The following is a 23,930-nucleotide window of genomic DNA, read 5'->3' as shown; positions in this document are numbered from 1 at the left end:
GCTGAGCGTCGGTTGCAGGGGGACGGACCGACGCTCAGCGCACAACGGTGAGGCCGGGTCAGGCGAGCGGGGTGTCGTCGAGGGCCGCGGCGAGGTCGCCGGGGGTGTCGTAGATCCCGACCGCGCCGGCGTCCCGCAGCTCGTCGTCCCCGAAGCCCCCGGAGCGGACGACGATCGCCGGCATCCCGGCCTTCTTCGCCGCCTCGACGTCCCACACCGAGTCGCCGATCATCACCGCCGACGCGCCGGGGTCGGCGCCGATCTTCTGCAGCGCCACCTGCAGCAGGTCCGGCGCGGGCTTGGAGGCCTCGACGTCGCCGCTGGTGGTCCAGTCCTGGGCGACGTCCCGGGCGTCCAGCAGGTCGAGGAAGGCGTCGACGTGCTTCGGCTTCCCGGAGCTGGCCAGCACCAGCCGGTGCCCGCGCTCCCGGATCGCCAGCAGCAGCTCGCGGGCCCCGGGCAGCGGCTGCATCTCCCCGATCATCGGGTCGACCTCCTCGACCCAGCGGTCCCGCGCCCGGTCACCGATCCGCGCCTCGACGTCGTCCCCACCGATGGCGGCGACGAGCTTGTCACCGCCCATGCCGATGAGCCGGTGCAGCCGCCACACCGGGTACGTCTCACCCAGCGAGCGCAGGGCCCGGTACCAGGCGAGGGCGTGCTGGTAGTTCGAGTCGACGAGGGTGCCGTCGACGTCCAGGACAGCGATGGTGGGTTCAGCCATCTCCGGGGCCTGCCCATTCGCGCGCCGTCTCACCCACGCGCCGCGGACGGCGTCACGGTGCGGCACGATCGGTCGGCATGAGCGCCGTCGACCCCCGCGCCGCCATCCGCGAACCGGCGGGCGTCGCGGCCGCCGGGCCGACCGAGACGGCGGCCTGCCCCGGGTGTGGGGCGGTGCTCGCCGTCGTCCCCGGGCTGGCCGCCGGGCACCCGGGTGCCTCGGCCGGCTGCGCGGCGCTGTTCGCGGTCACCGTCCGCGGGCTGCGGGACGAGGCCGCGCAGGACCCGCGGGCCGCCGGCCTGCTGCGCCTGGCCACCGACGCCTACGACGCCCAGCACCTGGTCGCCGGTGAGCCCGCGGCCGCACCGGTGCGGTTGTGCCTGGCGCTGGAGCACGGCCGGGTCCCAGCCGCCGACGAGGGCCGCACCGGCGCACCGGCCGGGCTGACCCCACCGGCCCGCTGGACGACGACGATCGCCGACCTCGCCGCCGACCTGGACGTCGTCGACCTGCCCGCGCTGGTGCGGTCCTGGGCGACGACGGTGTGGGCGGACTGGTCGCCGGCGCACGACCGGCTGCGCGCGGCCGCCGGGGGCACGCCACCCCCGGGGTGAGACCGCTCCCGCCGGTATCGGTGGCGGGCACCTAGATTGGGTGCCGTGACCGAGGCCACGGGGGGCCGGCGGGAGCTGCGCAAGGCGCAGACCCGAGCCGAGATACGCAGCGTCGCGCAGCGGCTGTTCGCCGAACGCGGCTTCGACGGCGTGACGATCGCCGACGTCGCCGCGGCCGCCGACGTCGCCGTCCAGACGGTGTTCAACCACTTCCCGACGAAGGAGGACCTCTTCTTCGACGGCCGGACGCCGTGGGTGGAGCGGGTCGCCGCCTCGGTCGCGGAGCGGCCGGCCGGGCAGGACCCGACGGCGGCGCTGCGCGAGTACCTGCAGGCCGACCTCACCGCCCTGCTGGAGCTGGAGGCGCGGCCGGAGAACCGCAGCTACCTGGAGGCGCTGGCGCACAGCCCGAGCCTGCAGGCGCGCGAGCGCTCCCTCGTCGAGCAGGCCTGGCAGCGGGTGGCCGTGGAGCTGCTCCCGGCCGACGGGACGCCGGCGGACCCGGTGACCACGCAGTTCCTCAGCGAGCTGACCGGGGCGCTGTTCATGGTCGCCGGTCGGGTGCTGGTGCTCGAGCACCGCCGGCTGGTGCTGGCCGAGCCGGCCGACGAGGCACAGCAGGCGGAGGTGCGCGGGCACACCGAGGCCACGCTCGGCGCCCTGGAGGAGTGTCTGCGCACGCTGACCGGGCGCCTGACCGGGCGCCCGGCCGGCAACGGCGCGGCCGGGGCCTGACCGGCCTCAGGCCGTCGCGCCGCCCGGCTCGACGATCGGCATGAGCACGTCGCCGACCAGCGCCTCGACCTCGGGCATCCGCATCGGCTCGGTGCCGAAGGCGCTGTAGCGCTGCCACCACAGCGCCTGCAGCACCGACCCGAGCAGCGCCACCCGCTCGTGCGGGAGCTCGCTCCCGCGGGCGGCCTCCCGGGCGGCCACCTCCCGGACGACGGCGGCCAGCGGCCGCACCAGCGACTCCTCGAGGCCGGCGCGCAGGTCGGCGTCGTGCCGGGCGGGGCCGACGAGGCTCGCCGCGGCGCGCTCCATCCGCTCCAGCGGGCGGGTCCACGGGGCCAGCAGCGCGCACAGGTCGGCGCGCAGCGAGCCGCCGTCGTCCGGCAGCTGCACCAGCGTGCCGGTGCTCAGCGCGTGCCGGGCGAGCGCGGCCATGGTGGGCCAGCGGCGGTAGATGCCGGCCTTCCCGGCGCGCGCGCGGGCGGCGACCCGGTCGCTGTTGAGCCGGCCCCACCCCTCGTCGGCCAGGATGTCGACCGCAACCGCGACCAGTTGCTCGGAGAGCTCCGTGGACAGCGGACGGCCCGGCGGGCGGGCGCCGGCAGGTCGGGGAGGCGCGTCTGTGGTCGTCACCGTGCAATCGTGCCCAAGAAACTGGAGTGACCACAACTACCGCGCCCACTCAGATTGAAATCACAGGTTCCGAATCGAGACCGCCCGGAGCCGCACGTGACCTAACGGTGGCTGCGCGCAAGCGCTGGCCAGGGCAGCCGCACCCCCGTCAGTGGTGCGCTGACCTGCCCGTTCGGTCAGGCGGACGCGGCCGGCTCGACGTGCGCGCGCAGGCTGGCGCCGTCGTCGGCGGTCCATCCGGCGTCCCCCGCGGCCGCGACCATCTCGTCGAACCGGTCCCCCCAGTCGGGGGAGCTCGCCTCCCGCTCAGCGGCGGCACGCAGCGCGGCGACGTCCAGCAGCCCGGTGCCGTCGTCCAGCCGGCCCAGGCCCGCCGCCCGCAGCGCCTGGTCGGCATCGGCGTCGGTCAGCGCGCCGAGGGCCAGGTGCAGCCGCCCCAGGTCCTCGACGTCGGCCACCCGCACCTCCGGCACCTCGTCCGCACCGGTGATCACCTCGACGATCATCGTTTCTCCTTCCGTCGTCCTACACGTGCCAGGGGAACTGGCTGAAGTCCGGGTCGCGCTTCTCCAGGAACGCGTCGCGACCCTCGACGGCCTCCTCGGCCATGTACGCCAGCCGGGTGGTCTCCCCGGCGAAGAGCTGCTGCCCGACCAGGCCGTCGTCGATCAGGTTGAACGAGTACTTGAGCATCCGCTGGGCGGTCGGGCTCTTGGCCACGATCCGGCGCCCCCAGTCCAGCGCGGTCGCCTCCAGCTCCGCGTGCGGCACCACCCGGTTGACCATGCCCATCGCGTGCGCGTCGGCGGCGGAGTACTCCTCGCCGAGGAAGAAGATCTCGCGGGCGAACTTCTGCCCCACCTGGCGGGCCAGGTAGGCCGAGCCGAACCCGCCGTCGAAGCTGCCGACGTCGGCATCGGTCTGCTTGAACCGCGCGTGCTCGGCGCTGGCCAGGGTGAGGTCGGCGACGACGTGCAGGCTGTGCCCGCCGCCGGCGGCCCAGCCCGGCACCACGCAGATGACCACCTTGGGCATGAACCGGATCAGCCGCTGCACCTCCAGCACGTGCAGCCGGCCCGGCGTGCCGGCCTGCCCCTCGTAGCCGTGGCGGCCGCGCACCCGCTGGTCGCCACCGGAGCAGAAGGCCCAGCCGCCGTCCTTCGGGCTGGGCCCGTTGCCGGTGAGCAGCACGCAGCCGACGTCCCGGGCCAGCCGCGCGTGCTCCAGGACGGCGAGCAGCTGGTCGACGGTCTCCGGCCGGAAGGCGTTGCGCACCTCGGGACGGTCGAAGGCCACCCGCACGACCCCGGCGTCCACCGCCCGGTGGTAGGTGAGGTCGGTCAGGCCCTCGAAGCCGGGGACCTCCTGCCACGCCGTGGGGTCGAAGATCTCCGAGACGTCGTCGCGTGCACTCACGGGCCGAACCTAGCCGCCGCGACCGGCCTCCGCCTCGGCCGACCAACTGCTCCGGCGATGCTCGTGCTCTGCTCACCGGTGGTGAGCAGAGCACGAGCGTCGCCGGACTGGTCTGATGGCCACGTGGAGCCACGGGTCGGGACGCTCAACCTCGCCTCCGGCCGCGACGCCCGAGGCCGCTCGCTGGCCCCGGCGGCACTGCGCGAGGCACTGGGCCCGGTCGACGTCGACGTGCTCGCCGTGCAGGAGGTCGACGTGGGCCAGCCCCGCTCGCAGCACACCGACCAGCCCGCCGAGGTCGCCACCGCCCTGGGGGCCACCGACTGGCGGTTCGCCGCCGCGGTCGCCGGCACGCCGGACCCGTTCCGCAGCTGGTCCCCCGCCGCGGTCGGCCTGCGCGGACCGGAGGACCCCGCCGACGGCCCGCACGACGGCCCGCACGACGGCCCGCGCTACGGGATCGCGCTGTTCAGCCGGCTGCCGGTGCGACGCTGGTCGGTGCACGCGCTGGGCGCCGGCCGCGCGCGGCTGCCACTGCAGGCCCCGGACCCCCGGACCGGTCGGAACCGGCTGTGGTGGTTCCCGGACGAGCCGCGGCTGGCGATCGCCGCCGAGCTCGACGGGTGCACGGTGATCGGCACCCACCTCTCCTTCGCCCCGCACACCGCGGTGCGCCAGCTGCTGCGGCTGCGCCGCTGGGCGGCCACCCTGCCCGGACCGGTGGTGCTGGCGGGTGACCTGAACCTGATCGGGCCGCTGCCGGCCCGCGTCTGGGGCGGACGGCGGCTGGTGGCCGAGCCGACCTACCCGGCGCCGGCGCCCCGCGTGCAGTTCGACCACCTGCTCGGGGACGCCGGCGCGCGGGCCGGTGACCCGCAGGTACGCCAGCTGGCCTTCGGCGACCACCGGCTGGTCACCGCGACGATCGCCCGGCGCTGACCGGCCGGGCGACTCAGCCCAGCAGCGGCACGAGCACCGGCAGCGAGGCGGCCAGACCCGGGTGCAGCAGCACGCCGGGCAGCGCCGCGACCCGGAACCAGCCGACGCCGGCGCTCTCGTCGCTGAGCACGAGGTCCTCGGCGTCGAGCGGGCCGGCCGGCGAGGCGAGCACCGTGGTGTAGCGCCAGCCACCGTGGTCGTCGACCGACTCCGCGCCGAGCACCAGGTCCGCCCGGCGCAGGCCCAGCTCCTCCCCCGCCTCCCGCAGCGCACCGTCGGCGGCGGACTCGGCCGGGTGCAGCGCGCCGCCGGGCGTGCCCCAGGTGCCGCCGTGGTGCGACCAGCCGACCCGCAGCTGCAGCAGCACCTCGAGACCGTCCGGGCCCGGGCGGTGCACCAGCAGGCCGGCGGCCCCGGCCAGCCCCCAGTGCCGGTGCCCGAGCGCGCAGGTCGTCCAGCCGTCGGTCGGGGAGCGCACCGCCGTCCTCTCGTCGTCCTGGTCCGGCCCGCCAGTGTGCCGCGCCGGCGCCGGGGTTGCCCGGCGTCGGCGCGGGGCACTCGCGGGGCACCACCTGATCGAGCAGAGGAGAGTCATGGCCAGCGGAGTGGCGAGCGTCTGGGTGCCGGTGAGCGACATGGACCGGGCCCGGGCGTTCTACCGGGACACCCTCGGGCTGAGCGAGACCAAGACGACCGAGGACTGGAGCGAGTTCGACGCCGGTGGCCTGATGATCGGCCTCAACGCGCGGGAGAACGCCCAGCCGGTGGACGGCGGCGCGGTGATCACCTTCCAGCCCGACGGCGACCTGGACGGCGAGGTGGCCGCACTCCGCGACAAGGGCGTGCAGTTCACCGGCGGGATCAGCGACCACCCCTGGGGCCGGATCGCGGCGTTCAAGGACTCCGAGGGCAACGACCTGCAGTTCTACGGCCCGCCCTCGTCCTGACAGCGGCGTTCTGACAGCGGCGTCCTGACAGCGGCGTCCTGACAGCGGCGTCCTGACCCCGCCCCTGCGCCGGGCCCGGGCCGGGTCCGGCGCAGGATGGGCAGCATGGAGACCGTGCAGCTGCGCCGCTACCAGCTCGAGCCCGGCCGGATGGCCGACTTCCTGGCCTGGTTCCCGACCCTGACCCCGGTGCGGGAGCAGTACGGCTTCCGGCTGCTGTTCGCCCTCGCCGACGCCGAGCACGAGACCTTCACCTGGGCGGTGGCCCACGACGGCGACGAGGCCGAGTTCCGCCGGGTCGAGGCCGAGTACAACGCCTCCCCCGAGCGGGCCCGGGTGTTCGAGGCCTTCCCCGCGTGCATCGCCACGATGGAGATCGGCTTCGCCACCCCCGTCGTCTGACCCCCCGACGAACGCGCCGACGCGCCCACGTCGGCGACGAGGGCGGCAGCCTCCGGCCGACCGGGAGGACCGCGCCCGGTGCAGCGGTCGGGTCAGCGGTCGGGTCAGAGGTCGAGGACCAGCCGGGGGCACGCCGCGCGGGAGACGCAGATGAACATCGTCTCGCCCGCCGCCTGCTCCTCGGGCGTGAGCAGGGAGTCCCGGTGGTCGACCTCACCCTCCAGCACCGGCGTCTCGCAGGTGCCGCACGTCCCCTCCTGGCAGGAGGAGAGCACGGGGACGCCGGCCTCCTCGACCACCTCCAGGATCGACCGGTCCGGAGGCACGGTCAGCGTGAGCCCGGAGGCTGCCAGCTCGACCTCGAAGGAGTCGCTGCGCACCGGCGCACCCTGCTCCTTGGGCGCGAAGCGTTCCACGTGCAACGTGCCGGGCGGCCAGCCGGCGCACTGCGCCTCGACGGCCGCCAGCAGCGGTTCCGGCCCGCAGCAGTAGACCAACGTGCCCGGCTGCGGGTCGTCCAGGATCCGCGGGAGGTCGATCAGCCCCACCTCGTCCTGCGGGTGCAGCGTCAACCGGGGGCCGCAGGCGGCCTGCAGCGTGTCCAGGAAGGCCATCGACGTGCGGCTGCGCCCGCCGTAGTGGAACTCCCACTCGGCGCCGGCCTGCTCCGCGGCGACCGCCATCGGCATGATCGGGGTGATGCCGATGCCGCCGGCGATGAAGACGTACCGGGGCGCGGGCTCCAGCGGGAAGTTGTTACGCGGTCCGCGGACGTCGACCTCGCTGCCCTCGACCAGCTGGTCGTGCACGTAGGCCGAGCCGCCCCGGCCGGCGGGCTCGCGCAGCACGCCGATCTGCCACCGGGACCGGTCGTCCGGGTCGCTGCACAGCGAGTACTGCCGCACCACTCCGCCGGGCAGCAGCAGGTCGATGTGCGCGCCGGGCGCCCAGGCCGGCAGGTCGGCACCGGAGAGGTCCTGCAGCTCCAGGACGACGACGCCCTCCGCGCCGACGGTGCGCCGGGTGACGTGCAGGCGCACGTCGACCTCGTCGTGGGTGGTGTGCACGCAGGCTCCTCGTCGCGGTCCGTCGCGGCGGACGGGTGTCTCCTGGGGCGTCGTCGAACCCGTCGAGCGTGACCGCCGTCACCGCCGTCCGGGGCGCGGCTTCCACGATGCGGAAGCCGGGTGAGCCGAGCTCGACAGGAGCGGGCGGGTGCTCGAGACCTTCCCGCCTGCATCGTGTCGATGGAGATCGGCGTCGCCACCCCCGTCGTCTGACCCCCCAGCGCAGTAATGGCCATTTTCGCCCCCCGGAGGGAGGCGAAAATGGCCATTACTGCGGGAAGGGGGTCAGTGGTCGCCGCCCTCGCAGCAGATGTGCGGGTTCTCCCTCTCGAACGGCGTGAACACCCCACCGGCGGCCCGCTCGACCAGCAACGTCATCCGGCCGCCGGTCAGCTGCGGCCGCAGGAAACCGTTCGGGCCGGCGTCGACGACGTCGTCCGGGCCGACCGTCGCGCCCACCGCCATGACCGCATCGACGGCGGTCCCGGCCACCAGCTCGGCCACCTGCACCCGCCCGCGGACGCCATCGGCGCCCGGGAAGCGGATCGCCCGCCCGGCCACCGCGGACGGCGCCTCGGCGAGCGCGGTCCGGGCGGGAGCCGCCTCGTCGTCGCCTTCCGGCGACGGGGACGGGGCCGACTCGACCAGGACCGGCCCGCCCAGCTCACGGGCGAGCGCGGCCTGCGTCGCCCCCGGGTCGGCCGGCGTGTCGGAGAGCCGGATCGACACCCCGGTCCGCGGGGTCGCGGCGGAGCGGTCCACGTGGGTGCAGACCAGCTCCGCCGCGGCCCCGGACCCGGTCAGGGCCCGGTCGACGGCCGCCAGCAGGTGGGCGTCCGCGGGGTCGCGCTCCGCGGACGCGCCGCCCCACCAGAGGCCGGTCATCAGACGGCGTCGACGAAGACCGGGTTGGCGTAGAACCAGAGGTCCTCCCACGGGTTCGCGTCACCGACGACGTCGATGAGCGGGTTGCCGGCGGAGTCCATCTGCTTGCCGTCGCTGCCGCGCAGGCGGACGTAGAACGAGCGGTCCACGTTCTTGAACGTGTGCTCGAAGGTCCACTGCGCCCGGCCGCGCCCCACCTCGAAGGTCTTCACCACGCTGGTCTCCGGCGCGGTGAAGACGTCCCGGTCGCCGACCGGGCCGGTGATCGGTCCGCTGATCAGGTCGACCTTCGCCAGCTTCGGCACGTCGCCGTTGGGGTTCGCGCCACCGGCCACCTTGACGGTGATGGTGACCGTGACGTCGCCACCGCGACGCACCCAGGTGCGGCCACCGAGGGTGGCGCCCTGCGCGTCACCGTGCTGGGCGGAGCGGACCCGCACGTCCAGACCCTCGATGATCCGGCCGTGCACGGCGACGATCTTGCCGGCCTGCAGCGCCTGCATGATGCCCAGGTACGAGCGGGAGTCCGCCGCCACCAGGGTGCTGCTGTACTGGCCGGGCCAGAAGTCCCCGTACTGGGTGATGGGCCGGCCGATGTCGACCGGGTCGCCCTTGGTGCCGTGGGCGTTGAAGTCCAGCGGGCCCTGGATGCGGGTGTCGCGGAAGACCCGGTGCGAGTCGGAGGTGGCGGTGACCCACCAGGGCTTGCCCTCGGCCAGCAGCGAGTCCCACATGCCGCCGACCGTCGCGGTCATCCAGTCGAAGCCGCCCCAGGTGCGGTAGGACTCCAGCGGGTAGCCGGGGAAGCTCGCCGACCCGGGAGAGCCGTCGTAGTAGCCGCGGCCGCTGCCGGGGCCGCCCTGCGACTCCGGGATGCCGGCTGCCTGGTGCCCCGGCGCGCCCTCCATGCCGACGGCGACCTGCGGTGCCGCGTCCCGCCAGTTGCGCACCTCGTGCGGGCTGTCGATGCCCTTGCGGCTGGGGTGGTTGGCGAACATCAGCGCCATCTCCACGCGCCGGTTGCGCACCTGGTTCTCCAGGTACTTGAGCGCCTCGATGGCGTAGGGCTCCATGTCGCCGCGGACGCCGTTCGCCGAGAGGACGCTGCCGTCGTAGCCGGCCTCGAAGGCCTTGAGGACGTCGACGGTCGCGTTGCCGGGCGGGAGCATCACGGTCGCGTGCTCGGCGTTCGGGATGTTCCACTCCAGGCCCTGGTAGATCATCGTGCCCGCGTACTGGCGGCGGACCCGCTCGATCTCCGGGGTGATCTTGTCGATCGAGAGCTTCTGGTGCGCGACGCCACCGTGGTCGGTGATGACCATCCAGTCCAGCCCGTACTGCCGGCCCTTGATGACCTGGGTCAGCACGTCGTACTGCGCGTCGGGCGAGTACTGGGTGTGGATGTGGTGGTCGCCGGCGAGGTAACGCATCCCGCTCTTCCACGGGTTCGTCGTCGTCCCGCCGTCGGCGGCGCGTGCGACGCCCTGGCCGACGCCGGCGACCCCGCCACCGACGGCGGCAGCGGCACCCGCGACGGCGGCCGCGGTGGCCAGGAAGGCGCGGCGCGAGACCGACAACGGGTCGTCGGCCTCCGGGTCGGCCCAGGTGCCCTCGGCCCCGGTCACCTCGCCGTGGTGGTGGTCGTGGTCGTGGTGGTGGTGGTGACCGTGTCCGTGGTCGTGACCGTGGCTCATCAAGTGCTCCCGCATGGTCGGTGCCGCATCCGTCGGCGGGGACTCTGCGGGGCGCTCGCCACGAACGGGTGACACGGAGTGCCACAACGGGTGAACACCTCAGGACGCACGGCCACGCCTGCTGTGGTCGACCCGACAGCGTCCGGCCGATCGCCGGCTCGCGCACTGGTGCTCTGCTCACCAGGGGTGAGCAGAGCACCAGCGTGCGCGCCCCCCTACCGTGGTCGGCGTGCGCATCGCCGTCTTCACCGGCTCCCAGGCGGGCCCGCAGAGCCACCAGCGGGCCGCCGCCGCCTTCGCCACCGACCTCGCGGGGGCGGGGGTGGGCATCGTCTACGGCGGGGGGCACGTCGGGCTGATGGGCGTCGTCGCCGACGCCGCGCTGGCCGCCGGCGGCGAGGTGGTCGGGGTGATCCCGAAGCACCTGGTCGACGACGAGCTGGCCCACCCCGGCCTGCCCCGGCTGGAGGTCGTGTCGACCATGCACGAGCGCAAGGCCACCATGGCCGACCTCGCCGACGCCTTCGTGGCGCTGCCCGGCGCGGCCGGCACCCTCGAGGAGCTCTTCGAGGCCTGGACCTGGGGGATGCTCGGGCTGCACGCCAAGCCGACGGCGTTGCTCGACGTCGACGGGTTCTGGCAGCCCCAGCTGGCCCAGCTGCAGCGGATGGTCGACGACGGCTACCTGGCGGCCCACCGGCTCGCGGCGCTCGGGGTGGTGCACGACGCGGCCGGGCTGCTGGCCTTCGTCGAGGGCTACGAGCACCCGGCCCGCAAGTGGACCCCCACCCCGAGCGCCTGACGAGGCCGGCATGCCGCCCGTGGAGCACGTCGACGTCCTCGTCGTCGGGGGCGGGCCCGCCGGCGCCGCGTGCGCCGCGGCGGTCCGCCGGGCGGCGCCGGACGCCGACGTGCTCGTGGTCGACCGGGCGGACTTCCCCCGTGACAAGGTGTGCGGCGACGGCGTGGCCCCGGAGGCGCTGGACGTCCTCGCCACCCTGGGGCTGGACGTCGCCGCGTTGACCGACGGCTTCCCCGGGGTGCCCCGGCTGCGGCTGACCGGGCCCGGGGGCGACGTCGTGGAGCGGGCGACCCGCCGTCCGTCCGTGGTGGTGCCACGCGCGGTGCTCGACGGCCGGCTGCTGGCCCAGGTCCGGGACGGCGGGGTGCGGTTCGTCCGGCACACCGTGCGCTCGGTGACCGACCGAGGCGACTCGGTGGACGTCGACGGCCGCTTCCGGGCCTCCGTGGTGGTCGGCGCCGACGGGGCGGAGTCCGTCGTCCGGCGGGCGCTGGGCGTGCCGCCGAACCGGGGCGACCGGCTGGCGGTGGCGCTCCGCGGGTACGCGCCCGAGCCGCCCGGCCAGGCCGGCGTGCAGGTGGTGACCACCACCGACCAGCGCTGGCCGGCCTACGCCTGGTCGTTCCCGATCGGCGACGGCCGGGCCAACGTCGGGTACGGCGAGCTCGTCTCGGGCGGGGTCACCCGGGCCGGGCTGGTCGCCGGGCTGCACCGGCTGTTGCCGGGGGTCGCGCCCGAGCAGCTGCGCGCCCACCGGCTGCCGCTGTCGACCGGGCACCCGCGCACGCCCGACGGCCGGGTGCTGCTGGCCGGCGACGCGCGCTCGCTGGTCAACCCGCTGACCGGCGAGGGGATCTTCTACGCGGTGCTCTCCGGTGCGCTCGCCGGGCTCGCCGCGTCGCACGGCGCCCGGGCCGGGGCGGTGCACCGGGCGATGCTGGCCCGGCGGCTGGGCGGGCACCTGCGCTCGGTCCGGGCGGCGTCGCAGCTGTCGCGCTGGCCCCGGCTGATGGACGGCGTCGTCCGCGCCGCCGCCACGGACGGTCAGGTGTTCGACGACGTCGTCGCGCTCGGGCTGGCCGACGGCCGGCTCACCGCCCGGACCCTCGCCGCCACCGCCCGCCGGCTGCGGCAGTGATCAGGTGACCTGATCGGACCCCGTCCCCCCGCACCAACGTTGGTGCGGGAGGACAGGCAGTGATCAGGGAACCTGATCGAAGACGGGACATCAGCGGGCCCCGGCGAGGGCGACCCGGCCCCGGCCACCCCGCTTGGCGGCGTACAGCGCGGCGTCGGCGGCCGCGTAGAGCTCCTCCAGCCCGGTGGCGTGCACCGGCGCGTGCGCGACCCCCAGGCTCACCGACAGCGCCAGCAGCGAGCCGTCGGGCAGCCGCACCGGGGAGGCGCGGACGGCGTCGAGCACCTCGGTGGCCCGGCGGGTGGCGACGTCGGGCGGGCAGTCGGGCAGCAGCACCGCCAGCTCGTCCCCGCCCATCCGGCTGAGCACGGCGTCCCCGGCGCGGACCACGCTGCGCAGCACCCGGGCCACGTGCACGAGGGCGTCGTCGCCGACCGGGTGGCCGTGCTGGTCGTTGATCGCCTTGAACGAGTCGACGTCGACCAGCACCAGCGCGGTGCCCTGCGGGTGCAGCGGGGCGGTCAGGGCGCCGGCCAGCGCCTCGTCGAGCACCCGGCGGTTCACCAGGCCGGTCAGCGAGTCGATGCTCGCCTGCCGGTGCAGCGCGGCGACCAGGCGCTCCTGGACGTCGCCGGCGCGCACCAGCATCAGCGAGATCACCACCAGCACGCTGCCGAAGAACACCAGGTCGGTCAGCGCCGGCTCCAGCGGCAGCAGCACCAGCAGGACGGCGGCGTCCAGCAGCACCGCGGCGGTGGTGATCAGCGCGACGGCGGCCCGGCGCAGGTGCGCGGCGCCCCAGAGCACCGGGAAGGACAGGAAGGCCTGCGCCGCGGCCGAGGGGTCGTTGGTGACCACGTTCATCGCGCAGACCAGCACGACGCCGAGCAGGCCGAGCCAGGCGAAGACGCCGTGCCGGTCCAGCCGCTCGGCGGGGATCAGCACCACCACCGCGCCGACGGCGACCAGCAGGGCGACCGTGCCCCAGGAGGCGGCGCGGGTGGTGACGCTGACCGAGTTGGGGCCGAAGGTGGTGAAGGCGGCCATGACGACGGCGACGACGGCGATGATGGGCAGCGCCGTGCGCGCAGCCGCCCGCGGGTCGCGGGCTCTCATCCCCGTCGGCAGTCGCACACCTGGTCAACGACATGGGGGAAGATCCACTGCCCTGGGCCGGTCCCGGGCCGCCCCGAAGGGGTGAGGCCTCAGGCCAGCTGGCTGAACTTCTCGGCGAGCTTCGTCCGGCCGGCCACGATGATCACGTCGTCGGGTTCCAGCACGGTGTCCGCGGTGGCGTAGGTGAACCCCTCGCCGGGGCGCTTGACCGCCACGACCGTCACCTGGTGCCGGGTCCGCACGCCGGTGTCCCCCAGCCGCCTGCCGATGGTGTCCGCCGGCGGCCGGGTCTTGACCATGGCGAAGTCGTCCTCGAACTGGATGTAGTCCAGCACCATCCCGCGCACCAGGTGCGCCACCCGCCGGCCCATGTCGTGCTCGGGGTAGATCACGTGCTGCACGCCGAGCTGGCGGAGGATCCGGCCGTGCGGCTCGCTGAGCGCCTTGGCCCACAGGTCCTCGATGCCGAAGCTGAGCAGCAGCGAGGTGGTGAGGATGCTCGCCTCGACGTCGGTGCCGATGCCCACCACCGCCAGGTCGAAGTCGGGCACCGACAGCTGCCGCAGCGCCTCCTCCTTGGTGGAGTCGGCGCGCACCACCTGGGTGAGCCGGCCGTTGAGCTCCTGCACGATGTCGGGGTCGGCGTCGATGCCCAGCACCTCGGTGCCGGCGGCCATCAGCTCCAGCGCGAGCGCCGAGCCGAACCGGCCCAGGCCGATGACGACGACGGCGTTCGACGGGGCCCGCCGGCCGCTGGAGCGGCGGGGGTGCAGCCAGTCAGCCAATGACGGGTCGCTCCTTCGGTAGTTCGTAGGCCTGGGTGCGCTGCCGCAGGGCGAGCGCCGAGGCCAGGGTGATCGGGCCGAGCCGGCCGATGAACATCAGCGCCACCAGCAGCAGTTGCCCGAACGCGGGCAGGTCGGCGGTGATGCCGGTGGTCAGTCCGACGGTGGAGAACGCCGAGACGACCTCGAACAGCACCCGGTCGAGGGTGAAGGGGGTGGCGACCAGCAGCGCCAGCACCGGCAGCCCCACGGCCATGACCGACAGCAGCACCACGGTGATCGCCTGCCGCTGGACCGAGCGCGGCAGCCGCTTGCCCAGCACGTTCACCGCGCCCTCGCCGCGGATCTCGGTGAGCACGATGAAGACGAGCACGAAGAACGTGGTCACCTTGATCCCGCCGGCGGTGCCGGCGGGCCCGCCGCCGATGAACATCAGCACGTCGGTGGCCAGCCAGCTGGCCGGCTCCATGGCGCCGACGTCGACGACGTTGAACCCCGCGGTGCGGGGCATGACCGCGGTGGTGAACCCGGCCAGCAGCTTGCCGGGCACCGACAGCGGGCCGAGCGTCGCCGGGTTGCGCCACTCCAGCGCGGTGAGGAACACGGTGCCGACGACGAGAAGCACCCCGGTGCCCAGCAGCACCAGCCGGGTGTTCATCACCCACTTGCGCGGCACCCGCAGGTCCCGGCGCAGCTGCATGAGCACCGGGAAGCCGAGCCCGCCGGCGATGACGGCGGCGTTGATCGGCAGGCAGATCCACGGGTCGGTGGCGAACGGGATGAGGTTGTCGGTGAAGAGCGCGAAGCCGGCGTTGTTGAACGCGGAGACGGCGTGGAAGACGCCGTTCCACAACGCCTCGGAGAGGCTCTGGTCGTAGCCGAGGGCGAACCGCGCCGCCAGCACGACGGCGACCACCGCCTCGAACCGCAGGCTGATCGTGGCGACCCCGACGACCACCCGGCGGATGTCGCCGACGTCGATGCTCTTGGTCTCGGCCGCGGCGTTCAGCCGTGCCCGGAGCCCCAGCCGGCGGGCGAGCACCAGGCCGAGCACGGAGGCGAGGGTCATGATCCCGAAGCCGCCCACCTGGATCAGCCCGAGGATCACCGCCTCGCCGAACCCCGTCCAGTAGACGGGGGTGTCGACGACCGTCAGCCCGGTCACGCAGACCGCCGACGTCGCGGTGAACAGGGCCTCGAGCAGCGACGGGCTGCCCTCGGGCACGCTGGCGATCGGCAGCCAGAGCAGCAGGGTGCCGACCGACACCGCCAGCGCGAACGCGGCGACGACCACCTGCGCGGGGTGCCGCAGGTGCGGCCATCGGCGCCAGCGGGAGGGCAGGTCGCCGTCGGCCCGCCGGCGGCGGGCGGCGCGGCCGGTCGACCGCGTCGGGCGGCTCGTCGACGCGGGCACGACGGTGACCCTAGGACCACGCGCCCCGCCGGGCCGAGCGCCCCTCCGGCGGCGGCGACACGGCCGACGACACAGCCGACGACGAGGACGGGCCCCCGACCGGAGTCGGGGGCCCGTCGTCGTGCTCGCTCGGTGGCGCACCGGGCCGGCGCGTCACCTCAGCCGGGGCGGAGCGGCCCCGGCCCGGTCAGCCCAGCCAGCCCCGCAGCAGCTGCCACAGCCAGCCCAGGAGCTGGCCCACGAAGCCGCCGCCGAAGCCGCCACCGTTGCCACCGCCGTTGCCCGGCTTCGGTTTCTCGGTGACCTGCACCTCGACGCTCGCGGTCGTCCCCGAGGTCTTGCCGGTCGCGGTGACCTGGACGGCGCCCAGGCCCACCGACTTCGGCACCGTGACCCGCACCGACGCGGCGCCCTCGGCGTCGGTGCGCACGTTGCCCAGCCGCTTCCCGCCGACGGTGACCACGACGCGCTCCTCCGGACCGAAGCCGGTCACCGAGAAGGTGACCTTGTCACCGTGGGCGAACGTGGTCGGCGAGACCGTGACGGTCGCCGGCGCCTGCGGCTCCTCGGCCTCCCCGACGGTCACCCGGTCGGTGAAGCCCTCCGGGCTGAGCGGCGAGTTCTCCTCCAGGTACGCCTGGAAGGCGTCGAAGTCGATCAGGCCGGTGCCCTCCGTGGTGCCCTCGGCGAAGGTGGTGAAGTTGTCACCGCCGGAGGCCAGGAAGCTGTTGGTCGCCACCCGGTAGGTGGCGTCCAGGTCGATCGGCTCCCCCGAGATCCGGATGCTGTCGACGATGATCCGCTCACCGGCGGCCGCCTCCGGGTCGTAGGACCAGGTCAGCTCCTCGGAGGTGCCCAGGGCCAGGAACGGCCGCGAGCTGCCCTCGGGCTGCCACTGCTGCTCCAGCACCTCCACCAGCTGCGCACCGGTGAGCGAGGTGACCACCAGGTCGTTGGCGAACGGGGTGACCTCGTTGGCCTCGGCCAGGGTGATCTCGCCGTCCTCCCCGTACAGCAGGTCGGCCCGCAGGCCACCGGGGTTGACCAGGCCGAGGTCGGCCGGCTCGATCGCGCTCTCCGCGGCGCCGTACACGTAGCTGTCCGCGACCAGGCCGCCGAGGGCCGAGTACGACCCGCGGTCCTCCACCTGCTGGCCCTCCGGGCCGGTGGTGAAGGCCCGGGTGATGTCGGCGGTGATCGAGCCGACGACCTGGCTGCCGACCTCGTCGGCCACCGCCTGGGCGGCCGCGACGGTGTCGGCGACCTCGGCGACGGTCGGGTAGGCCGCGATCAGCTCCTCGGCCGGCACCTCGGTGAGCGCCAGGTTCTCCACCGTCGAGGAGGTGACCTCGCCGGTCGCCTCGTCGTAGGCGAGGACGATGCGGCCGAGGTCCGCCGCGTAGGAGCCGGTCTGGATCACCGGACGCGTCCCGTCGGTGCCCGGAACGGGCGCCTGCCAGGCGTAGGTCTGGTGCGTGTGCCCGGTGAAGATGGCGTCGACGTCGGCGTCGGCACCGTTGACGATCGCGGCGAACGCGGTGTCGGCGGCGAGCTCGGCCTCCAGCGTGCTGGTCGCCTCACCCGCCGGTGCGCCCTCGTGGGCGAGCAGGACGATCACGTCCGCCTCGTCCCCGACCCCGTCGGTGAGCTCGTCGGTCACCCGGTTCGTGGCCTCGACCGGGTCACCGAAGGTGATGTCCTCGATGCCGGCCGGGGAGACCAGCGAGCTCGTCTCCTCGGTGACGACGCCGATGACGCCGACCGTGACGCCCTCGGCGTCCAGCAGCGCGTACTCCGGCAGCGCCGGCTCACCGTCGGCGCCGTAGACGTTGGCACCCAGGTAGGCGAAGTCGGCCAGGCCGCTCTCGCCGTCGACCCCGACGCGGTCGGTGAGGTCGGCGAAGCCGCGGTCGAACTCGTGGTTGCCGACGGCCGAGGCCTGCAGCCCCATCTCGTTGAGCACCTCGAGCGTGGGGGCGTCCTGCTGGCTGGCGGAGACGAACGGCGAGGCGCCGATGTTGTCCCCGGCCGACAGCAGCAGGGTGGCGTCGACGTCGTCCCGGGCCCGCTGCTCCTCGACGGTGCCCGCCAGGGCCACCGCGTCGTCCAGCCGGCCGTGGAAGTCGTTGATGCCCAGCAGCTGGAGCTCGGTGGTGCCGTCGACGTCGCCGCCGCCGCTGCCCGGCTCACCCAGGTCCAGGCCGACCACGATCGGGTCGTGGTCGGAGGACCGGAACGGGTCGTCGTCGTACCAACCCGGGTAGCCGTCGTACTGGTAGCCGTAGGACTCGACGGAGTTGATGTTCCAGATGTCGACGCCGGTGACGTCCTCGACCAGCGCCGGCGAACCGAACGCGTGGTCCAGGGAGCCGACCCGGCCGCTGAAGACGTAGGTGCTCTCGCCGGTCTCCGCCCCGAGGTTGGTGTAACCAGCCTCGACGAGGACGTCGAGCGGGTCCTCCATCGTGTAGCTGTTGAAGTCACCGATCAGCAGGGTGGCGTCGGGCGCGCTCTCCAGGGACTCGACGAACGCGACCAGCCGCTGCGCCTCGGCCACCCGGGTGGCGTTGGCGTTGCCCTGGCCGTCGCCGGTGTCCTCGTCGCCCTCGGGCGCGGAGCCCTTGGACTTGAAGTGGTTCACGACGACCGTGAACTCCTCACCGGCCGCGCGGAAGGTCTGCGCGAGCGGCTGGCGGGCCAGCCCGGCCCACACCTCGTCGGTGTCGACCACCGACTCCCCCACCAGCTCGACCGCGGCCGGCTGGTAGATGAAGGCGTTGCGGATGAAGTCCTGGTCCTCGACCGGCGGCAGCACCGCCGGCGAGGGCACGAACGCCCAGCGCTCCTCGCCGGCCCCGGCGTTCAGCGCGGCGGTGAGGGCGGCCAGCGCCTCGTCGCGGTCCTCCCCGAACTTGACCGAGTTCTCGATCTCCTCCAGGGCCACCACCTCGGCACCCAGCGCGTTGATCGCCGTGACGATCTTGGCCTGCTGCTCCGCCAGCTCGGCGGGGTTCTCGGCGCCGCGCGCGTCCCCGCCGAAGGTGGTGAAGTAGTTGAGGACGTTGAACGAGGCGACCTGGACGTCGCCGCCGACCTCCTCGGGGGCGTCGGTGCGCGGGTTGCTGTCGTCGAAGGAGGCCGTCCCCTCGGTCTCGGCCGTGACGACGGTGACCGGCTGCGCGCGCCAGGCGTCGTACCGGTAGTCCAGGACGTAGGGGACGTCGCCGAAGGAGGTGACCTGGTCGCCGACCCGGATGGCGTCCTCGAGGGAGCCGTAGCTGGGCTCGAGGCCCGCGGTGCTGAGGTTGGTGCTGCGGCCGTCGTCGAGCAGGAGCACCCGCTGGGCGTTGGCCTCCTCGTAGGCGATGGCCTCCGCGCCCGGCTCGACGACGTCGGTGGCCTGGCGCAGCGGCTCGGTGCCGGCGGCGAGCATGACCTCGCCGTAGCGGTTGAGGTTGTAGACCTCGGTGACCGTGTAGTCACCGGTGGGCTGGAAGAGCATGCCCTCCAGCGACTCGCGCTCCGCGGCGTCGGTCTGCGCCCAGTCGATGCTGACCGGCGCGGGCAGGACGGCGTCCTCGCTGCACAGCGCGACAGCGCTCGCCTCGACCTGGGTCAGGCCGTTGTACTCGGCGACCTCCCCGGTGACCTGGACGGCGTCGCCGATCTCCAGGCCGTCGGTGGAGCCGAAGACGTTGACGGCGGTGGAGGCCGCGCCCGGGGTCGCCGTCGGGTCCTGCACGTAGAGGCTGCCGAAGCCGTCGGGGCTGCTCGTCACGACGCCGGCGACGGTGACCGTGTCGCCCACCAGCGGGCTCACGTCACCGGTGCCCTGCACCTCGGTGATGGCGGTGAGGCCGTCGGTGGCGCAGTCGACGGGCTCGGGCTCGGGCTCCGGCTCGGGGGCGACGACCTCGTTGGCCGCACCGAAGGTGTTGGTGTCGGTGACCACCCAGGCGCCGTCGACCAGCTGGATCGAGCCCTCTTCCGGCCCGCTGCCGGTCTCGCTGACGCCGACGTCGGTGGACTCGACCGGCTGGCCGTCGATGGTGCCGGTGAACGTGCCCTCGTAGGAGAGGAACTGGACGACCGTGCCGTCCGGGCCGATCAGCGCGAGCCCGTCCGGGCTGCCGTTCTGCAGGCCGGGGAAGTCCACGACCACGGTGCCGGACTCGCCGACGACGCCGGAGAGCTCCTGCGTGTCGTAGGTGGACCCGTTGGACCCGTTGACGCCGACCAGGGTCCAGCCGGTGAGGTCGGTGCCGGGTTCGGCGGTGACCTCGACGCGCTCGTTGGCGTCGGCTCCGCCGTTGTCGTAGTGGAACTCGCTGATGAACGGACTGCCGGCGGGCGGCTCGCCCGCCAGCGCGGGAGATGCGCCGAGCAGAGCACCCCCCACGGCGACGGCGGTGACGGCAGCGACCCTGCGCGCTGTCATCGAGTGGGCGAACGGCACGGATGGCCTCCCGGGTGGGACGGATCGGTACGACGCCGAGGACTGTCACTCATTCGTGTGAACGGCGCGTGACGACATGGAAGCAGGACGTCGTCGATACGAACAGGTCCCGTTCACCTTCGGACCCGGGGAGCCCCCTGCACCGCACGGCCGGTGCCGGGCGCGGACGGGTGAGCGGAGGGCGTGGGATTCGAACCCACGAGGAGCGTGAACTCCTAGCGGTTTTCAAGACCGCCGCCATCGGCCACTAGGCGAGCCCTCCTGGCCCACCGAGGCTAGCGCCCCGGCCCCACGGGCGGCCGGCGCCCGGCGAGCGAGCCGGTCCGCGCCCGCCACCACCCCTCGCCCGGGGCACCGCCGACCGGGTGTTCAGCGGCCGGTGATGCCGCAGCGCCCGCGTTCACCGCCTAGGATGTCGGTGAACGCCTCCACCTCGACCCGGCCGGGTACACGGCGCGCCCGCCACCGTTCCGACCCAGCCATCCCGCCCGCAACGGCGGGCGCTCGGGCCGGGGAGGGAGGGCCCGGACCGGCGCCGGGCATGTGTCGGAGGCGTGCGTTGTTGGCCGTAACGGGTCCGCGGCACCGCGTCGACCTCCCCCTGGCTTCCGTCCCCCACCGAAGGACAACCCCCTGTCTGCCACCACCCCCGAGCAGCCCCCCGCCCGCCGCCGTGAGCGCACCTCCGGCCGCGAGGCCGCCGCCCGCGAAGCCGACCGCAAGGCCGCCCGCGACGAGAAGACCGCCCAGCAGATCTGGGTGGACGGCGCCGCCCCCGAGCTGCCCACCCGCACGGTGCGGCCCGAGTCGGTCGTGTTCCACCTAGGCCCGACGAACTCCGGCAAGACCTACGAGTCGCTGCAGGCGCTGGCCGCCACCGGCTCCGGGGTCTACGCCGCCCCGCTGCGCCAGCTCGCGCACGAGGCCTACGCCAAGCTCTCCGCCCAGCTGCCCGCGGGCACCGTCGGGCTCTCCACCGGCGAGGAGGAGATCGACCCCTTCGCGCCGATCGTCTGCTGCACGGTGGAGAAGGCCCCGATGCGCGGTGAGCTGCTGGTGCTCGACGAGTCGCACTGGGTCGCCGACCCCGACCGCGGCCACCACTGGGCCCGGTTGCTGCTGACCGGCGAGTTCCGCGAGATGCACCTGATCTCCGCCGCCGAGGCCTACCTGCTGCTCAAGCCGCTGGTCGCCGACGCGCAGTCGATCGAGGTCGTCAACCACAAGCGGCTGTCCCGGCTCGACGTGCTGCACGCCCCGGTCAAGCCCGCCACCGTGCGCCCGCAGACGCTGGTGGTCGCCTTCTCCCGGAAGACCGTCTACGCCGTCGCCGCCGAGCTCGACCAGCACCGGCCGGGCCGGGTCGGCGTCCTCTACGGCGCGCTGCCCCCGGCCACCCGCCGCGAGGTGATCGAGAAGTTCACCGACGGCGAGTTCGACGTGCTGGTCACCACCGACGTCATCGGCCACGGCATCAACGTGCCGGCGACGACCGTGCTGTTCGCCGAGACCAGCAAGTACGACGGCATCGAGGTGCGCCCGCTGCGCAGCTGGGAGGCCGCGCAGATCGCCGGTCGCGCCGGCCGGTACGGGCTCACCGGGCACGGCAGCGTCGGCGTCCTCACCGGGGTCGCCGGGCTCAAGCCGGTGCCCGCGCTGGTCGCCAAGGGCGCCGCCGTCGCCCGCGGCGACGAGATGAGCGACCTGCCCAAGCGGGCACCCCGGCTGCGGCCGGAGCTGGCCGACCTCGGCGCGTTCGAGGCCGTCGACCTGCCCGAGGCGCTCACCCGCTGGATGGCCTGGGCCCGCCGCGCCACCCGCGACACCGGCATGACCGCCGACGACGTCACCCCGCTGATCCTGCGGGTGCACGCCCTGCTGCCGCTGCTGCGCGGCCCGCTGGGCGCCGCCGGCGACCTGGAGACGGTGTGGCGGCTGGTCAACCTGGCCATCGACTACAACCCGCCGCGGCGGATCCGCTGGCTCACCCTGGCCCGCGCCGCGCTGCGGCACGCGGTCGGGCTGCCGGTGGCCGCCGAGACGGTGCTGCCCGACGTGCCGCGCGGCGGCTCGGTGGAGGACTTCGAGCAGGCCGCGGCCGCCGCCCGCGACGCGCAGACGCTGCTCCGCCAGTTCCCCGGCGTCGCCGGGCTCAGCAGCGAGGACGCCGCCTGGGTCGAGGAGGAGTGCGCGGAGAGCATCAGCGAGCTGCTGCCCGACGCCATCTCCATCGGCCGGTCCGGGAAGTGCGCGGAGTGCGGCACGGCGATCGCCCCGTGGTTCAGCACCTGCCGGCCGTGCAGCTCCCGGCCCGCCGGCCGGGGTCGCGACGGCGAGCGCCCGCGGGACGGCGGTCGCGACGGCCGCCGCGGGAATCGCCCGGGGTCCCGCTCCGGCTCGCGGCAGGGCCGCCGGCCGACCCGCTCCGGACGCGGCTGACCCGGGCCGCGACACCCGAGCGGACCGGCTGGTTCCACGGTAGGACTGGGAGGTTCCCCTCCCCTCGCCGGCCGGCCAGGGAAGGCACCGACGACCGACGGAGCCGCCTGGATGACCCGACCGACCCGCCGTGAGCCGGCCCCGGCCGGACTGGCGGACTGGTTCCTCACCGCCGCCGAGCGGGGCAACGACTCGACCCGCCTGCAGCCGTGGACGGAGGGCAACGCCGTGCGGCCGCTGGTCGACGGCCGCACCTACCTCGCTGCCCTCGCCGAGGCGCTGGCGGGCGCCGGCCGCGGTGACCACGTGTACCTGACCGGCTGGCGCGGCGACACCGACGAGCTGCTCACCGACGACGGCCCGACGGTGGGGAAGGCCCTGTCGGACGCGGTCCGCCGCGGCGCCGTGGTGAAGGGGCTGATCTGGCGGTCGCACCTGGACACCCTGGAGTTCTCCGCCGAGCAGAACCGCGACCTGTCCCGGGACGTCAACGAGACCGGCGGGGAGGTCCTGCTCGACCAGCGGGTCCGGCCGCTCGGCAGCCACCACCAGAAGTTCGTCGTGATCCGGCACCGCGACCGCCCGGCCGACGACGTCGCGTTCGTCGGCGGGATCGACGTCGCGCACAGCCGTCGGGACGGTGCCGCGCACGACGGCGACCCGCAGACCCGGCCGTTCGCCGCGGCCTACGGCGACACCCCGGCGTGGCACGACGTCCAGGTCGAGCTCCGCGGACCCGTCGTCCGGGAGGTCGAGGCGGTGTTCCGGGAGCGCTGGCAGGACGCCGCCGAGCTGTCCCGGATGCCGTGGCACGTGCTGCCCGACCTGCTCCGCGGCCAGGACCGCGAGCCCTCGTCCCTGCCGGATGCCCGGCCGGCACCGCCGGCCGAGGGCTCGTGCGCGGTGCAGCTGCTGCGCACCTACCCCAACCGCCGCCCCGGGTACCCGTTCGCCCCGGACGGCGAGCGCAGCGCGGCCCGCGGTTACGCGAAGGTGCTGGCCCGGGCCGAGCGCCTGGTCTACGTGGAGGACCAGTACCTGTGGTCCACCGACGTCGCCCGGGTGTTCGCCGCCGCGCTCCGCGCCAAGCCCCGGCTGCAGCTCGTGGTCGTCGTGCCGCGCCACCCCGACAAGGACAGCCCGCTCAGCGTCCTGCCGATCACCTACGGGCACCGACGGGCGCTGGAGATGGTGCGGGCGGCCGGCGGCGACCGGGTGCAGGTGGTCGACGTGGAGAACCGGCACGGGGTCCCGGTCTACGTGCACGCCAAGGTCTGCATCGTCGACGACGTGTGGGCGACCGTGGGCAGCGACAACTTCAACCGCCGCTCCTGGACGCACGACTCGGAGCTCACCGCCGCCGTCGTCGACGCCGAGCGCGACCCCCGCGAGCCGGCCGACCCGGGTGGGCGCGGCGACGGTGCGCGCCGCTTCGCCCGCGACCTGCGGCTGCGGCTGATGCGCGAGCACCTGGAGCGGGCCGACGGCGACGACGGCGACCTGGTCGACCCGGACGAGGCCGCCGCGGTCCTGCGGCGCAGCGCGGCCGCTCTGGACGCCTGGCACGCGGGCGGACGGCGCGGGCCCCGTCCCCCCGGCCGGCTCCGCCCGCACGTCGTCGCCGATCCGCCGTGGTGGAAGCGGCTGCTCGCCGCACCGGTCTACCGGGTCGTCATCGACCCCGACGGCCGGCCGCTGCGGCTCCGGGCCCGCCGGCGCATGTGAGC

General features: G+C 74.6%; 20 protein-coding genes, 1 tRNA gene and 1 pseudogene. 9 read left to right on the top strand and 13 right to left on the bottom strand.

Annotation, left to right across the window (positions count from 1 at the left end; genetic code table 11):
* Positions 1-58: 58 nt before the first annotated feature.
* Positions 59-724 (bottom strand): HAD family hydrolase, encoded by a 666-nt coding sequence (locus tag ACI79Y_RS17240; RefSeq protein ID WP_457159672.1) that lies wholly within the window; start codon positions 722-724, stop codon positions 59-61.
* Between the two features lie 77 nt (positions 725-801).
* Here ACI79Y_RS17240 and ACI79Y_RS17235 point away from each other — a divergent pair, with 77 nt between their 5' ends.
* Entirely contained in the window at positions 802-1,338 is a 537-nt protein-coding gene (locus tag ACI79Y_RS17235) for a DUF5946 family protein (RefSeq protein ID WP_457159671.1), read from the top strand.
* Positions 1,339-1,383: 45 nt separating this feature from the next.
* On the top strand, positions 1,384-2,073 hold the full coding sequence (locus tag ACI79Y_RS17230; protein WP_457159670.1) for a TetR/AcrR family transcriptional regulator: 690 nt from the start codon (positions 1,384-1,386) through the stop codon (positions 2,071-2,073).
* Positions 2,074-2,079: 6 nt separating this feature from the next.
* Here the strand turns inward: ACI79Y_RS17230 and ACI79Y_RS17225 are convergent, their stop codons facing one another.
* From ACI79Y_RS17225 to ACI79Y_RS17215, 3 genes are all read right to left on the bottom strand, one after another.
* Positions 2,080-2,703 (bottom strand): TetR-like C-terminal domain-containing protein, encoded by a 624-nt coding sequence (locus ACI79Y_RS17225; RefSeq protein WP_457159669.1) that lies wholly within the window; start codon positions 2,701-2,703, stop codon positions 2,080-2,082.
* 176 nt (positions 2,704-2,879) lie between these two features.
* Positions 2,880-3,209, bottom strand: coding sequence for a hypothetical protein (locus ACI79Y_RS17220; RefSeq protein ID WP_457159668.1), 330 nt, complete (start codon positions 3,207-3,209; stop codon positions 2,880-2,882).
* Between the two features lie 19 nt (positions 3,210-3,228).
* Complete coding sequence (locus ACI79Y_RS17215; protein ID WP_457159667.1) at positions 3,229-4,119, bottom strand: 1,4-dihydroxy-2-naphthoyl-CoA synthase; 891 nt, start codon at positions 4,117-4,119, stop codon at positions 3,229-3,231.
* A 123-nt stretch (positions 4,120-4,242) separates the two neighbouring features.
* Between ACI79Y_RS17215 and ACI79Y_RS17210 the strand changes: the two genes are divergently transcribed.
* Positions 4,243-5,058 carry an endonuclease/exonuclease/phosphatase family protein gene (locus tag ACI79Y_RS17210; RefSeq protein WP_457159666.1) on the top strand — a complete coding sequence of 272 codons (816 nt, stop codon included), beginning with the start codon at positions 4,243-4,245 and terminating at the stop codon, positions 5,056-5,058.
* Positions 5,059-5,071: 13 nt separating this feature from the next.
* Here ACI79Y_RS17210 and ACI79Y_RS17205 read toward each other — a convergent pair whose 3' ends face one another.
* Entirely contained in the window at positions 5,072-5,536 is a 465-nt protein-coding gene (locus ACI79Y_RS17205; protein ID WP_457159665.1) for an NUDIX domain-containing protein, read from the bottom strand.
* A 115-nt stretch (positions 5,537-5,651) separates the two neighbouring features.
* Between ACI79Y_RS17205 and ACI79Y_RS17200 the strand changes: the two genes are divergently transcribed.
* A complete protein-coding gene (locus ACI79Y_RS17200; RefSeq protein WP_457159664.1) occupies positions 5,652-6,005 on the top strand; it encodes a VOC family protein in 354 nt (117 codons plus the stop codon).
* Between the two features lie 105 nt (positions 6,006-6,110).
* Positions 6,111-6,407, top strand: a complete 297-nt coding sequence (locus tag ACI79Y_RS17195; protein ID WP_457159663.1) for a hypothetical protein — start codon at positions 6,111-6,113, stop codon at positions 6,405-6,407.
* Between the two features lie 104 nt (positions 6,408-6,511).
* Here ACI79Y_RS17195 and ACI79Y_RS17190 read toward each other — a convergent pair.
* From ACI79Y_RS17190 to ACI79Y_RS17180, 3 genes and pseudogenes are all read right to left on the bottom strand, one after another.
* Positions 6,512-7,414: pseudogene (locus tag ACI79Y_RS17190) on the bottom strand (PDR/VanB family oxidoreductase); the annotation flags it as partial.
* A 345-nt stretch (positions 7,415-7,759) separates the two neighbouring features.
* The gene (locus ACI79Y_RS17185; RefSeq protein WP_457159662.1) at positions 7,760-8,359 is read right to left on the bottom strand and encodes a hypothetical protein; all 600 of its coding nucleotides are present in this window, start codon (positions 8,357-8,359) and stop codon (positions 7,760-7,762) included.
* Positions 8,359-10,053 (bottom strand): hypothetical protein, encoded by a 1,695-nt coding sequence (locus tag ACI79Y_RS17180; protein WP_457159661.1) that lies wholly within the window; start codon positions 10,051-10,053, stop codon positions 8,359-8,361. The genes ACI79Y_RS17185 and ACI79Y_RS17180 overlap by 1 nt, the downstream gene beginning before the upstream one ends.
* 229 nt (positions 10,054-10,282) lie before the next feature.
* Here ACI79Y_RS17180 and ACI79Y_RS17175 point away from each other — a divergent pair, with 229 nt between their 5' ends.
* Together ACI79Y_RS17175 and ACI79Y_RS17170 are read left to right on the top strand one after the other, a co-directional pair.
* The gene (locus ACI79Y_RS17175) at positions 10,283-10,855 is read left to right on the top strand and encodes an LOG family protein (RefSeq protein WP_457159660.1); all 573 of its coding nucleotides are present in this window, start codon (positions 10,283-10,285) and stop codon (positions 10,853-10,855) included.
* Positions 10,856-10,865: 10 nt separating this feature from the next.
* Positions 10,866-11,993: an NAD(P)/FAD-dependent oxidoreductase gene (locus ACI79Y_RS17170; RefSeq protein ID WP_457159659.1), complete on the top strand. Its 1,128-nt coding sequence runs from the start codon at positions 10,866-10,868 to the stop codon at positions 11,991-11,993.
* Between the two features lie 90 nt (positions 11,994-12,083).
* On the opposite strand, the gene ACI79Y_RS17165 is transcribed toward ACI79Y_RS17170, so the two are convergent.
* The 5 genes from ACI79Y_RS17165 to ACI79Y_RS17145 form a co-directional block, all read right to left on the bottom strand.
* Positions 12,084-13,109 (bottom strand): GGDEF domain-containing protein, encoded by a 1,026-nt coding sequence (locus ACI79Y_RS17165; protein WP_457159658.1) that lies wholly within the window; start codon positions 13,107-13,109, stop codon positions 12,084-12,086.
* Between the two features lie 89 nt (positions 13,110-13,198).
* The gene (locus ACI79Y_RS17160) at positions 13,199-13,894 is read right to left on the bottom strand and encodes a potassium channel family protein (RefSeq protein ID WP_457159657.1); all 696 of its coding nucleotides are present in this window, start codon (positions 13,892-13,894) and stop codon (positions 13,199-13,201) included.
* A complete protein-coding gene (locus ACI79Y_RS17155; RefSeq protein ID WP_457159656.1) occupies positions 13,887-15,308 on the bottom strand; it encodes a TrkH family potassium uptake protein in 1,422 nt (473 codons plus the stop codon). The genes ACI79Y_RS17160 and ACI79Y_RS17155 overlap by 8 nt, the downstream gene beginning before the upstream one ends.
* 187 nt (positions 15,309-15,495) lie before the next feature.
* Entirely contained in the window at positions 15,496-19,746 is a 4,251-nt protein-coding gene (locus tag ACI79Y_RS17150) for an ExeM/NucH family extracellular endonuclease (protein WP_457159655.1), read from the bottom strand.
* Positions 19,747-19,939: 193 nt separating this feature from the next.
* Positions 19,940-20,026, bottom strand: a tRNA-Ser gene (locus ACI79Y_RS17145).
* Between the two features lie 497 nt (positions 20,027-20,523).
* On the opposite strand from ACI79Y_RS17145, the gene ACI79Y_RS17140 reads away from it, so the two are divergent.
* On the top strand, positions 20,524-22,203 hold the full coding sequence (locus ACI79Y_RS17140; protein ID WP_457159654.1) for a helicase-related protein: 1,680 nt from the start codon (positions 20,524-20,526) through the stop codon (positions 22,201-22,203).
* Positions 22,204-22,314: 111 nt separating this feature from the next.
* Positions 22,315-23,928 carry a phospholipase D family protein gene (locus tag ACI79Y_RS17135; protein ID WP_457159653.1) on the top strand — a complete coding sequence of 538 codons (1,614 nt, stop codon included), beginning with the start codon at positions 22,315-22,317 and terminating at the stop codon, positions 23,926-23,928.
* Positions 23,929-23,930: the final 2 nt, after the last annotated feature.

The organism is Modestobacter sp. SYSU DS0875 (genome assembly GCF_054050915.1).
Note: the sequence above shows the minus strand (reverse complement) of the source record. Positions and strands in the feature narration are given on the sequence as shown.

Excerpts from the sequence above, each read along its gene's own strand:
- ACI79Y_RS17240 (WP_457159672.1), bottom strand. The coding sequence starts at position 724 with ATGGCTGAACCCACCATCGCTGTCCTGGACGTCGACGGCACCCTCGTC.
- ACI79Y_RS17235 (WP_457159671.1), top strand. The coding sequence starts at position 802 with ATGAGCGCCGTCGACCCCCGCGCCGCCATCCGCGAACCGGCGGGCGTC.
- ACI79Y_RS17220 (WP_457159668.1), bottom strand. The coding sequence starts at position 3,209 with ATGATCGTCGAGGTGATCACCGGTGCGGACGAGGTGCCGGAGGTGCGG.
- ACI79Y_RS17200 (WP_457159664.1), top strand. The coding sequence starts at position 5,652 with ATGGCCAGCGGAGTGGCGAGCGTCTGGGTGCCGGTGAGCGACATGGAC.
- ACI79Y_RS17195 (WP_457159663.1), top strand. The coding sequence starts at position 6,111 with ATGGAGACCGTGCAGCTGCGCCGCTACCAGCTCGAGCCCGGCCGGATG.
- ACI79Y_RS17185 (WP_457159662.1), bottom strand. The coding sequence starts at position 8,359 with ATGACCGGCCTCTGGTGGGGCGGCGCGTCCGCGGAGCGCGACCCCGCG.
- ACI79Y_RS17180 (WP_457159661.1), bottom strand. The coding sequence starts at position 10,053 with ATGAGCCACGGTCACGACCACGGACACGGTCACCACCACCACCACGAC.
- ACI79Y_RS17170 (WP_457159659.1), top strand. The coding sequence starts at position 10,866 with ATGCCGCCCGTGGAGCACGTCGACGTCCTCGTCGTCGGGGGCGGGCCC.
- ACI79Y_RS17165 (WP_457159658.1), bottom strand. The coding sequence starts at position 13,109 with ATGAGAGCCCGCGACCCGCGGGCGGCTGCGCGCACGGCGCTGCCCATC.
- ACI79Y_RS17150 (WP_457159655.1), bottom strand. The coding sequence starts at position 19,746 with ATGACAGCGCGCAGGGTCGCTGCCGTCACCGCCGTCGCCGTGGGGGGT.
- ACI79Y_RS17135 (WP_457159653.1), top strand. The coding sequence starts at position 22,315 with ATGACCCGACCGACCCGCCGTGAGCCGGCCCCGGCCGGACTGGCGGAC.